Annotated in this window: 8 protein-coding genes and 1 pseudogene; 3 read left to right on the forward strand and 6 right to left on the reverse strand. The window is 72.3% G+C overall.

Features of this window, described 5'->3' with window-relative positions:
* The coding region (locus ABD378_RS16570; RefSeq protein ID WP_344521680.1) for a hypothetical protein at positions 1–1,289 on the forward strand (1,289 nt) is incomplete at its 5' end.
* A 60-nt stretch (positions 1,290–1,349) separates the two neighbouring features.
* Here the strand turns inward: ABD378_RS16570 and ABD378_RS16575 are convergent.
* The 4 genes from ABD378_RS16575 to ABD378_RS16590 form a co-directional block, all read right to left on the reverse strand.
* Positions 1,350–1,796, reverse strand: coding sequence for a hypothetical protein (locus ABD378_RS16575; RefSeq protein ID WP_344521681.1), 447 nt, complete (start codon positions 1,794–1,796; stop codon positions 1,350–1,352).
* 27 nt (positions 1,797–1,823) lie between these two features.
* Positions 1,824–2,981, reverse strand: a complete 1,158-nt coding sequence (locus ABD378_RS16580) for a chymotrypsin family serine protease (protein WP_344521682.1) — start codon at positions 2,979–2,981, stop codon at positions 1,824–1,826.
* A 68-nt stretch (positions 2,982–3,049) separates the two neighbouring features.
* Positions 3,050–3,286, reverse strand: coding sequence for a hypothetical protein (locus ABD378_RS16585; protein WP_336605753.1), 237 nt, complete (start codon positions 3,284–3,286; stop codon positions 3,050–3,052).
* Between the two features lie 168 nt (positions 3,287–3,454).
* The gene (locus ABD378_RS16590) at positions 3,455–4,222 is read right to left on the reverse strand and encodes an SDR family NAD(P)-dependent oxidoreductase (RefSeq protein ID WP_344521683.1); all 768 of its coding nucleotides are present in this window, start codon (positions 4,220–4,222) and stop codon (positions 3,455–3,457) included.
* Positions 4,223–4,386: 164 nt separating this feature from the next.
* Here ABD378_RS16590 and ABD378_RS16595 point away from each other — a divergent pair, with 164 nt between their 5' ends.
* Positions 4,387–5,835, forward strand: a complete 1,449-nt coding sequence (locus ABD378_RS16595; protein WP_344521684.1) for an alkaline phosphatase PhoX — start codon at positions 4,387–4,389, stop codon at positions 5,833–5,835.
* Here the strand turns inward: ABD378_RS16595 and ABD378_RS16600 are convergent.
* Together ABD378_RS16600 and ABD378_RS16605 are read right to left on the reverse strand one after the other, a co-directional pair.
* Positions 5,832–8,189 (reverse strand): protein kinase domain-containing protein, encoded by a 2,358-nt coding sequence (locus tag ABD378_RS16600; protein WP_344521685.1) that lies wholly within the window; start codon positions 8,187–8,189, stop codon positions 5,832–5,834. The two genes, ABD378_RS16595 and ABD378_RS16600, sit on opposite strands and share 4 nt — an antisense overlap.
* Entirely contained in the window at positions 8,186–10,555 is a 2,370-nt protein-coding gene (locus ABD378_RS16605; protein ID WP_344521686.1) for a protein kinase domain-containing protein, read from the reverse strand. Before ABD378_RS16605 ends, ABD378_RS16600 begins: the two co-directional genes overlap by 4 nt.
* Positions 10,556–10,907: 352 nt before the next feature.
* On the opposite strand from ABD378_RS16605, the pseudogene ABD378_RS16610 reads away from it, so the two are divergent.
* A pseudogene (locus ABD378_RS16610) lies at positions 10,908–11,639 on the forward strand (TROVE domain-containing protein); the annotation flags it as partial.

Raw genomic sequence — 11,639 nt, forward strand, 5'->3', positions numbered from 1 at the left:
CCGAGCTCGGCCTCGCGGCGGACGACCCGGACGCCGCCGCGTACGCGAGTGAGGCCTGGCGCGTGGCCGTCGACACGGGCCTGGTGGACGTCACGGACGGGGACGAGGCCGGGGGCCCCGACGGAGAGGACGCGCTCGGCACGGTGACCGCGGGCGAGGACCTCGCCGCGCTCACGTCCGGCAGCCCGCAGGACATCCTCGGCGTCTGGCTCGGCGCCCTGGACACCGTGTACTCGGACGCGACCGTGCCCGACATGGACAACCTCCTGGACGTCCTGGAGGAGAACGGCGAGATCGACTTCGAGGAGCTCGGCTGGGACCCGCAGGCGGAGGCGGACTTCCTGGACGGTGTGCTCGGCAACCTGTACCTGCTCACCGCCGGGGACGCCGGTGCGGGCGAGGGCCCGGTGCCGCTGCCCGCGCTCGCCGCGTCGATGATCGTGCCCGACGACATGGGCGAGCCGACGGACGACGTCCTGGAGCAGGTCTCGGACGCGATGATGAAGCTCGACGACCAGTTCCGGCTCTTCGAGCCGCTGGGCCTCATCGAGTACCAGCCGGTCGACGAGGCCCTCATGGTCGACATCGACGAGGCCGAGGCGCCGCTCCCTGAGGACGACGAGGACGTCACGCGGTACGGCATGGTCCGGCTGACCCCGCTCGGTGTGTACGGCATCCGGGCGCGGATGCTGGAGGCGGGCGTGGACGCCCCCGCGGTCGGCGATCTCGCCGACAAGGGCGCCGACGCGCTGCTCGAAGGGACGGCCGGTTTCCCGCAGGCCGCCGCGCAGGCCGAGATCGAGCTGTGGCTCGCACGGCACGAACCGCTGGACGCGGCACGGGAGTTGCTGGCCGCCGCGCGGGGCGGGGACGAGGGGGCGCCGCTCCGGCGGCTCCGGTGCCAGCAGGCGCTCTCGCTGGTGGGCCAGGAGGCGGAGCCGGCGCTCCGCGATGTGCTCGACGACGCCGAGCTCGGTGGGCTCGCCCGGGTGTGGCTGGCGGAGCACGGGGCCGCGGACGTGCCCGCGCCCTCCGAGGCGATGGTCTTCTGGCTGACCATCGACACGATCGCCGCGCAGCTCGCCGCCGAGGGCAACTCGGATGAGCTGCAGGGTCTCGTGGAGGGCCTCTCGCAGCAGCACAGCGGGTTCTTCGCCGCGGCCTGGCGGGTCGAGCACCCCGCCACCGCGGACGTGCTGGAGGCGATGGGGCGCCTGCACCCCGACAAGAAGGTGGCCAAGGAAGCCCGCAAGGCGGCGTTCAAGGCGCGGTCGCAGCAAGGGATCTGATGAGGGAACAGCCGTACCGGGCGGGCCGGGGTTCCCGGCCCGCCCGGTAGTGGTGTCAGCTCAGCACTCGTACTTCGTCGTGTGCTTGAACGACGACGTCGCACCGTTGAAGCCGTACGTTCCCCGGTACGCCGGAGGGTTCTGGTACTCGCCGACGAGCGTGATCGTGTCGGCGCAGGTGCCCTGGCCCGTCCGCTTGGCGTCCAGGCGCATGGTGTCGCCCATGAGGCCACCCGTGATGTCCCACGGGGCGCCGCAGATGCCGGAGGTGATCTGGCCGCCGGTCACGACGTGCGGGTAGGTGTTGGGGTTGTACTTCACCTCGATGGCGAACGTGATCGCGCCGTTGTGCAGCTCCAGCTTGCAGGTGGTGGAGACCGCCTCGGCGGACACGTCCTGGGGCGCGGCGAATGCCTCGTCGCGCGTCTTGACCTCGGCGCCCTGCGGGTTGTGGAAGCGGTGCTCCGCGCGGGCCTGCCCCTTCTGCTTGCGTGCCTGAGTGGTCATGAAGCCCTCCTCTCGTGGTGCGGACGGTCAGGCCAGCTGCTCGGAGATCTCCACCCGCAGCAGCGCGCGGACGTTCTCGAGGTGGTTGAGCACCGTCACGGTGGACGATCCGGCGAACAGCAGGCCCATCGCGACGTTGTCGAGTGAGGTCACCAAGGACCCCGAGTCGCCGCCCGCGGAGATGTTCGTCGTCAGGATCTGGTCCTTGAAGCGGGCCGTGCCCGCCGTGCCGTAGTTGACGTCGATGGTCGCGTCGACGGCGATGATCCGGCCGAAGGAGATGTTGGTCGTACGGCCGGTCTTCTTCACGTGGTCGCCGACCGCGACGTTCGCCTTGCGGCGCCAGGCGCGCGGAGCACCGCTGAAGTACGTCTCACGGGTCGCGTCCTGGAAGTCGACGGTGCCGAGCGCCGCGTCGACGACGTTGTTGTGGCGCTCCAGCGGGATCTGCGGGGCGAACTGGATCGTGATGAAGCGCTCCAGGGTCGCGATGCGGTCGGCCGGGTCCTGGCCGCCGTCGAAGACACCTGGCTGCACGATCGCGCTGCCGAGCTGCGCGCGGTTGGAGTCGGCCAGCACGTGGTTGTTGGAGAGGATGTAGAACTTCGCCGGTACGCCGAGGCCGGGGCCCGGCGGGTCGACGGAGGCGCCGGGCAGGAAGTCGTAGACGACGCTGCCGAGCGTGCCGGCCGTCACGCGCACGTTGCCGACCGAGAATCCGGAGGGGCACGGGCGCAGGCGGCGCTTGAGGAGCTGCGGCTCGAACGCGCCGAGCCCGGCGAGCTCTTGGAGCTGGGGCTGCGACAGGCCCGCGAGCTGGTCGCTCACGCTGCCGTCGGGTTCGTACGTCACCGAGGAGCGGTCATCGGCGCGGGAAGACCTGCGCTGCTGCCGCTGCGCGGCGACATGGCCGACCGCGACGATGTCGGTGGGCGTGCCGTCGTCCATCTGGCGCGGGACGACGTCCCGCTCCGGGAGCATGGACTCCGGGACCTTCTGGGTGACGAACACGATGACGGCCGGTTCGCCGGTGGGCTGTCCGTCGGTCCACTTCACGCCGTGGCCGAAGCCGACGACGTTGGCCAGCGGCGACTGGGGCCGCAGGAAGTCGGATGTCGCCTGCTGGCGGGAGCTGTCACTGAGCTGACCGCCGGTGGGTCCTCGCATCAATTCGGGCTGGCTCACGCCAGACCACCTCTTCGCCTTCATTGCAGGGTCGGAGTTCCGGTCCGTGCTCTGTCCTTGGCCTTGTCCTAGGCCTGGGCCTGGGCGTCGACGCCGCCGATCGCGAGTACACGCACGGGGACGCCTTCGAGCACCTCCGGAACCACGTCTTCGTCACGGAGCCGGTCACGGGGAACTTTGCGGGTGACGAAGACGACGATCACGTCCGTACCCGAGTTCTCGTCCCTCCCGGTGCCGACACCGGTGACATTGGCCAGCTTCATCAGCCGGTCCTCATGGAGACTGCGTGCCTGCTGTGCGTCCACGCGGCTCGCCTCCCCCTACGGGTGATGCACGTAGGTGATGTCTATTGCCGTGTGGATCGCGGGTCAAGGCGTTCTGCACGAAATCTTGCCTTTACGGGTGATCCGTTCCTGTTGACCTTGTTTACGAAGACTCTTCCAACCAATGGCTCACGTGGGCCGATTCCGTTTTCACGTACGCAGATGTGAAGCGCCATTGAGGTCGAGGACCGTGCCCGACGCCCACTCCGCGACCGGCGAGGCGAGCCAGAGCACCGCCGCGGCGATCTCGTCCGCCGTGCCCGCCCGCCCGAACGGGCTCTGCGCGCGGATCGCCGCGCCCTCCTCCCCGCTCAGCCGGTGCGCGACCCGCTCGGTCCCGAAGAAGCCGGGCGCCACCGATGCCACCGCGATCCCGTACGGCGCGAGCGACACCGCGAGGGACTGCCCGAGCGCGTGGACGGCCGCCTTGGTCGCCCCGTACGCAGGGTGGTCGGGCTCCCCGCGGAACGCGCCGCGCGAGCCGATGTTCACGATCCGGCCCCCCGTGCCCTGGTCGATCATCCGGCGGGCCGCCAAGTGGCTGAGGTTCGCCGTGGCCAGGAGGTTCACCGACACATGCCGCTGCCAGAGCGCCGCCCAGTCCTCGTACGACGTGTCGGCGAGGGGATGCGGCAGGTTCACGGCGGCGTTGTTGACCAGGACGTCCAGGCCGCCGAGCGCGGTGGCGGCGCGCCCCGCCACGTCCGCGGCGCCCGCCGGGTCCGACAGGTCACCGCCCACCAGCACATGGCCCTCGCCCGTCAGGGACGCGAGCGTCGCGCGCGCCTCCTCCTCGCGCGAGCCGTAGTGCACCGCGACGCGGTCGCCGTTCGTGGCGAAGGCCTGCGCGAGGGCTCTGCCCAGGCCTCGGGAGGCCCCGCTGATCAGGACACGGCGGCCGGTGGCTGGCAGGTTCATGGAAGGAGGCCCCTTGATGTCGGACAGCGTTCAACCGCCGTTTATACGTGAGCGGGAACGTGACGCCGACAGCGGCCCGGCCGAAACCGGAAGTACGCGGGCCGGGAGTCGCAGCACGTACACAGTCAGCCCGTAGCCAGCCCGTACGCGCCTCAGGAGAGATCATGTCGCTCACTCGCAGGGACTTCGCCAGACGCTCCGCGGTCACCGGCGCGGGAGTCGCGCTTGCCGGCAGCGTCGGCGCGCTCGCCACCGCGCCCGGCGCGCTCGCCGCCCAGGACACGACGGAGGACGGGGAGGACGGGGCCGACGAGCTCGGGGCCGCCCCCGGCTACGGCCCCCTCGTCCCCGACCCGGAGGGCCTGCTCGCGCTGCCCGCCGGATTCTCGTACCGCGTCCTCACGCACAGCGGCAGGACAAAGCTGGAGACCGGCGAGTTCACGCCGTCCAACCACGACGGCACGGCCACCTTCGAGGGCCCGCGCGGTGTGACGCTGCTCGTCAACAACCACGAGCTGAGCGGCCCCCGCTCCAAGTGGGCGCACCCGGTCCCGCTCACCGAAGGCCTCGTCTACGACCCGGCGGCGTCCGGCGGCTGCACGGTCGTCGAGGTCCGCCGTGACGGACACGTCGCCGAGTGGGTCGGCATCGCGGGCACCGCCACCAACTACGCGGGCGGCAGCACTCCCTGGGGCACCTGGCTGACCTGCGAGGAGACCGAGGACAAGGCCGGCAAGAACGGCATGACCAAGGACCACGGCTACGTCTTCGAGGTCGACCCCTACGACCGGCGTGCCAACCGCGCCCCCAAGCCCATCAAGGCGCTCGGCCGCTACGCCCACGAGGCCGTCGTCGTCGACCCCAAGCGCGGCCACCTCTACCTCACCGAGGACGCCGACGAGCCCAACGGCCTGCTCTACCGCTGGACCCCGCCGCACGGCTTCAAGCACGGCCGCGGGAAGCTGCGCACCCTCGCCGACGACGCGGGCGTGCTGAAGGCGCCCAAGTGCTACGACTCCGGCGGCCGCTTCGTGGACGACCTGTCCCGCGCCACCAGGATCGGCACCGTCTACGGCGTGGACTGGGTCGAGGTGCCGGACCGCGACGCCCGCACGGTCCCGGTGCGCGAGCAGTTCGACGACGGCGACATCACGCGCGCCCGCAAGCTCGAAGGCATGTGGTGGGGTGACGGCGGCGTCTACATCGTCGCCTCGTTCGCCCGCGACGAGAGCCCCGTCCAGCACGACGGGCAGGTGTGGTTCTACCACCCCGCGCGCCGCACCCTCACCCTGAAGGTCCTCCTCGGCGTCAACCCGGATCCCTCCAAGGACGGCGCCTTCGACGGCCCGGACAACATCACGGTCTCCCCGTACGGCGGCCTCGTCATCGCCGAGGACGGCAGCGGCATCCAGCACCTCTTCGGGGCGACCGAGCGCGGCCGTACGTACCCGATCGCACGCAACGAACTCAACGCGGGCACACCCGAGAAGCCCTCCTACAGCGAGTTCACCGGCGTCACGTTCTCGCCCGACGGCAAGACGCTGTACGCCAGCATCCAGTCGCCCGGCATCCTGCTTGCGATCACGGGCCCGTGGCGGCGCCAGCGCGGCTAACCCGCGCCGACGGCGTTGACGGCGCGTACGGAGTCGTCGCCGATCCGCGCGTACCAGCCGGACGCGTCGGCGGCCAGGCCGGTGACCTCGCCGTCCACCGGCCACTCCTTGACGACCTTGCCGCCGCGCAGGGTCAGTGCCCTGCAGACGCGGCCCGCGGTGGCGTAGACCGTGGCGCCGCCGACGGTGGGCGGGACCAGGGCGGTGTCGTCGAACGGCACCGTCCAGAGCTTCTTGCCGGTGGCCAGGTCGATGCCCTGCAAGGCCTTCGCGTCGGTCCAGTGCAGCAGGACCCCGTCCGCCGTGACGGGGCCGCGTCCGCCGCCGGGCAGCTCGGGCCAGCTGGTGTCGAGCCCGGCTGTGGGGAAGCTCCAGCGTTGCTTGCCGTCGTCGGGGTCGAAGCCGATGAGCTTTTGGCCACCGGCGAGCAGCAGGCCCGTGCCGGAGGCGTGGCCCAGGGCCGTGGTGCCGGTCGCGGCCCGCACGTCCATCGCCCGCCGCCCGATGAGCGTGTCTCTGCGTACGTCCAGGAGGTGCAGCTCGTCCTGGTCGGTGAGCAGCGCGAAGCGGGCGGCCCGGCCACCCGACCCGGGCAGTGCGACGGGTGCGGTGACCACCTTCTCGTCGTCGGCGACGCCCGCGTACGTCCAGAGCCTCTTCCTGGTGTCGGCGTCGACACAGACGACCGAGGTGTCGAACGACAGCTCGGCGGGGTCGGGGACGAGAAGGAGGGAAGCGCCGGAGACAGCGGGCCGGTACCAGTGGGCGGCGTCCTTCAGCGCCCAGGACGAGCCACCGCCGGGCAGGTCCCGGGAGCGCAGCACCCGGTCGGTCGACGTCTCCCCGGTGGCCAGCGTGACCAGTCTTCGGCCCGCGACGGCGAACCAGTGCACCCCTGACGCCGGCCAGGCGTCCTTCGGCTCCCATGGATCGCCGGTACGCAGGTCAAGGCCCCGTGACAGGAGTCCGGGCGCCACCAGCACGCCGCCCGCGACGCCCCACGGCGCAGGCACGTCAGCGAGGGCCGCGGACCGCCAGCCCAGGGTGCCTGGCCCGGCGGCGACAGCACGGATCTGGCCCTCCATGCGGGCGTAGGGCTTCGTGCCGTGGACGAGCACGGTGGCCCCGGCGAGCAGGAAGGCGTCCAGGGTGCCGCCGTCCGAGGTCAGGCTCCAGCGCACGTTGCCGGGCCGCCGCGAGCCCTTCCGCAGCAGCAGCCCGTCCTGCGCCGCGCCTGCCTTCTTCGTCCGGGGCCGGGAGATCGCCCACCCGGCGATCCCCGCGAGCCCGCCGCCCCCGGAGACGATGAGGCCGCGGCGGGTGAGGGTGCGGTGCCGATCGGCGCGGTCGGTGACATTCAGGTGTGCAGGCGTGGGGGAGGCGGCGACCGCGGTGGCCGACGCGGTGACCGCGGTGGCTCGCGCCGTCCCCTCCTCCGGCCTGTCCGGCGCATCCGGCCTGTCCGGCACATCCGGTTCGTGGCCGGATATGACTGACCGCAGCGGCTCCTCGCGCCACCACAGCGGCGCGTCGGCAGCCGAGGCCCGCACGAGCACGGCGTCGACCGTGGGACGCAGCGCCGGGTCCTTGGCGAGGCACTCCGCGACCAGCTCACGCAGGCCTCCCCGAGCCGGTACGTCCGTGAGGCGTGGCTCCTCGTGGGTGGCGCGGTAGAGCAGGACGGCGACGGGCCCCGAGCCGAACGGATTGCCGCCGCCCGCCGCGAAGGCGAGTACGGCGCCGAGTGCGAACACATCGGCGGGCGGCCCGACCTGCCGTCCCTCGATCTGCTCGGGGGCCATGAACCCGGGGGTGCCGATCATCGACCCCGCCTCGGTCAGAGCGAGGTCGCCGGTGACGCGGGCGATGCCGAAGTCGATGACGCGGGGGCCGTCGGAGGTGAGCAGTACGTTCGACGGTTTGAGGTCGCGGTGCACGATGCCCGCCGCGTGGATGCTCGCCAGGGCCTCGGCCAGACAGGCCCCGAGCGAGCGCACGACGTCCGCGCCGAACGGCGGGCAGGCGGCGACCGCGCGGCGCAGCGTGACCCCGGGCAGGAAGGCGGTGGCGAGCCAGGGGAGCGGTGAGTCCGGGTCGGCGTCGAGAACGGCTGCCGTATGCGCGCCCGTGACGGCACGCGCGGCGCTCGCCTCGCGCCGGAAGCGTTCCCTGAAGTGCGGGTCGGCCGCGAGGTGTTCATGCACGGTCTTCACCGCGACGAGCCGCCCGCCGGGGCTGCGCCCCAGAAAGACCTGGCCCATGCCGCCGGATCCGAGCCGCCGGATGATCCGGTGACCGCCGAGGCGGCTGGGGTCGCCGGGCCGCAGGTCGCCGCCGGGCAGGGTGTTGGTCATGCCGGACCCGGTCCGCTGATCGTGTACAAGGTGCCGCCCGCCCAGAGGTGGACGAGCCCGTCGCGCGCGGCCGCGGCGTCGACGTCCGCGATGTCGTCCAGGGCCACGGCCCAGACCGTGGCACCCGTCCTGGGGTCGAGCGCGCGCAGGCCCCAGGTGGGTTCGCCCGAAGCGCCGGGCCGTGGCCCGGCGACGTAGAGCAGACCGTCGGCCACCAACGGGGAGTTGTCCCCGGCCGCCAGCTCGCGCACGTTGTCGAGCATCCAGCGCGGCTCGCCCGACGTGGCGTCGAACCCGCGCAGTCGCCCGCCCGCGTCCGGGGCGTGCACCATGCCGTCGGTGGCCCGCGGGGTGACGGTGCTGCCCGACTTCAGGGGCTGGCTCCACACGGTGCGGCGGGTGGCCAGGTCGACCGCCTGGATCGACTCGCTCGTCGCGTAGTAGCGGGTTCCCTCCGCTCCGGGGTGAGCCTGTGGCCTGGGCGCGCCGCCTTCGATCTCCCGCTCCACGGTGCCCTTGCCCGCCCGCAGCACGACGAGCGGATCGTCCTTGGCGTACGCGTCCGTGCCGAGGTCCGGGCCCGCGGAGACGGCCACCGCGATACGGCCGCCCGCCTGGTCCACGCCGATCACCTCGGCGGCGCTCCCTTCGTGGAACCACAAGGGGTCTCCCGTACGCGGGTCGAAGCCGTACGCCCGCCAGCGCCGGTCCCAGGAGGTGCGCTGCGCCTGAGCGGTGGCGTACGAGGTGTAGGAGATCAGAGCGACGGCTTCGTCGGAGGCGGCGACCTTGCCGTAGTTCCCCTCGAGTTGGTTCTTCGGCCGGCTGAACGGGCGGCGCGGCCGGTGCGGATTGCGGATCAGCGACCCCGAGTTCCACGCCTCCCGCCCGCTGTCGGCGTGGAGCGCGATGAGTTCCGGTTCGAAAAGACCGTCCTTGAGCACGTAGACCAGGTCGCCGAGGGGTTCGGCGCCCTTGAGGTCCTGCGACGGGTACGTCCAGCGGACGGTGTTGGTCTCCGCGTCGATACGCGTGAGCGTGGCGCCGTCGATGAGATACAGATCGCCCCCGCTGCGCGACAGCGCGCCGTTGAAGGGGAGTTCACCGACCTCCCGGGTCCACCGCACCCGGCCCTTCAGCACCGAATCCGGCCAGGCGCCGTCCTTCGCCTCGTCGCCCGCGCGGTCCTCACCGCCACTGTCGCCCGCGCCGCCGCCTCCGAGGCTGTTCACGAAGACGGCCGTGGCGGTGACCCCAGCGGCGCCGAGCATCGCACCTCCCCAGGTGAGCAGGCGGCGCCGGGACGGGCGGCTGGACGGGCGGCTGGGCGGTGGCGGCGACGCGTCGGCCCGTCTGTCGCGGGGCGCGAACCGCGGCGGGTGGTGCGCCGCGTCACTCGGTGCGGCTTCAGGCGGACCCTCAGGACGCTCGTCCGTGATGTCGTGCGAGGAGTCGTCGGCGTCCCGCGCGACAAGCTCCGCGACCAGCTCCGCGATCTCGTCCTCATGGCGGCGCACGAGCCCGGACACCGGCTCCCGCTCCCACCACGGCGCATCGTCGGCCCGTGCCCCGCACCAGGCGAGCACCTCGCCGACCGTCGGCCGGTCCGCCGGGTCGCGGGCCAGGCAGCGGCCGAGGAACGTGTGCCAGGGGGCGCCGGGCACGCCCTCCAGGTCCGGCTCGTCGTGCAGCGTGCGGTACAGGACCGCGGGGGCGCCGCCCGTGCCGAACGGGGCGCGGCCCGTGGCGGCGAGCGTGAGTACGGCGCCGAGTGCGAACACATCGGCCGCGGGCCCCGGTCGGCTGTCACGGGCGAGCTGTTCGGGGGCGATGAAGCCGGGTGAGCCGATCGCCTCGTCGTCGGCGGTCAGGCTCTCGTCGGCCGCGCTCTTCGCGATGCCGAAGTCGAGGACCTTCGGGCCGTCGCGGCCGATGACGATGTTCGACGGTTTCAGGTCACGGTGGGTGAGTCCCACCGCGTGCACCCCCGCGAGCGCCTCGGCGAGCGCGGCGCCCAGTGCGGCGAGTTCGGCGGAGCCGAGGGGCCCGTGCGCGGATACGGCGGCGGTCAGCTCGGGGCCCGCGCAGAACTCCGTGGCGAGCCACGGCTGTGCCGCATCCGGGTCGGCGTCGATGACCGCCGCGGTGAAGGGGCCCGCGACGGCGCGCGCGGCGACGGTCTCGCGGCGGAATCGCTCCCTGAACTCGGCTTCCACGGCGAGGTGTTCATGGACCGTCTTGACGGCCGCGAGCCGCCCCGACGCCGAACGCGCCAGGTGCACACGCCCCATCCCGCCCTCGCCGAGCCGCGCGACGATCCGGAACCCACCGAGCTCGACCGGCTCGCCCTGCGCCGCCTGTGCCATGCCCCGGCATCCCCCTCCGCCTCGACCGCCCCTCCGGACGATCTGTGCGACGCCTGGGAGCCATCGTACGGTTGCAGGAAAAAGCATTGGTGCCCCACCAGTTCACCCTCCTAAGGTGAAGCTCGTCCGGGTGCGAAGGCAGGACTTACCGGCAGGACTTACTCGCACTCCTTCACATATTTCACGCACCTCCCGGTGCGCGGGCAGCGGCTACTTCCTTCAAAGAATCCATGCCGCAGCCACTTTGATCTCGGGAGGCTCAGCGGCAGGTCGTGCCCAGCTCCGTCATCGGTGTGCCATGCCCTATTGCTGTGCTGCCTCCCCCTGCAATTCTGAATTCGGGGGAATTCACATGGCACGCTTCAACACCAAGTCCGCCAAGGCGCTCGTCACTTCCGTCGTGAAGTCGACCGGACGCACCGCGCCGACCCATCAGGGCGGCCGAGGCCGCCTCCGCGACCCGCGCTCCGAGCTCTTTCTTCTCGCGGTGGCGAATTTCGTGTCCCAGCAGACCTTTTACGAGACCGGCGACGATCGCGACGACCGCTTCGCCACCCTCGTGCGACGCCTCGCTGTCGAGGACCCGGAGTGGACCGCGGGTCTGCTCGGCTGGCTGCGCGGCGACGGCAACATGCGTACGGCCTCGATCGTCGGCGCCGCCGAGTACGTCAAGGCGCGCCTCGACGCCGGTGCCACCGAAGGACCCGCCAACCGCCAGGTCGTCGCCTCCGTGCTGCGCCGCCCGGACGAGCCCGGCGAGCTGCTCGGGTACTGGACGGCGACGTACGGCCGCAACATCCCCAAGCCCGTCAAGCGGGGCATCGCGGATGCCGTGCGCCGCCTGTACGGGGAGAAGGCGCTGCTCAAGTACGACACGGCGTCCAAGGGTTACCGCTTCGGCGACATCCTCAACCTCGTGCACGCCGCGCCCGACCCGGACAAGCCGTGGCAGGGCGCCCTCTTCCAGTACGCGCTCGACCGCCGCCACCACCCCGACACCGCCGTCCCGCCCGCGTCCGCCCGCATCCTGGCCGCGCACCGCGAGCTGATGGCGCTGCCGGTCGCCGAGCGGCGCGCGGTGGTG

Origin of the sequence: Streptomyces rectiviolaceus (genome assembly GCF_039533825.1) — a bacterium.
Lineage (GTDB): Bacteria > Actinomycetota > Actinomycetes > Streptomycetales > Streptomycetaceae > Streptomyces > Streptomyces rectiviolaceus.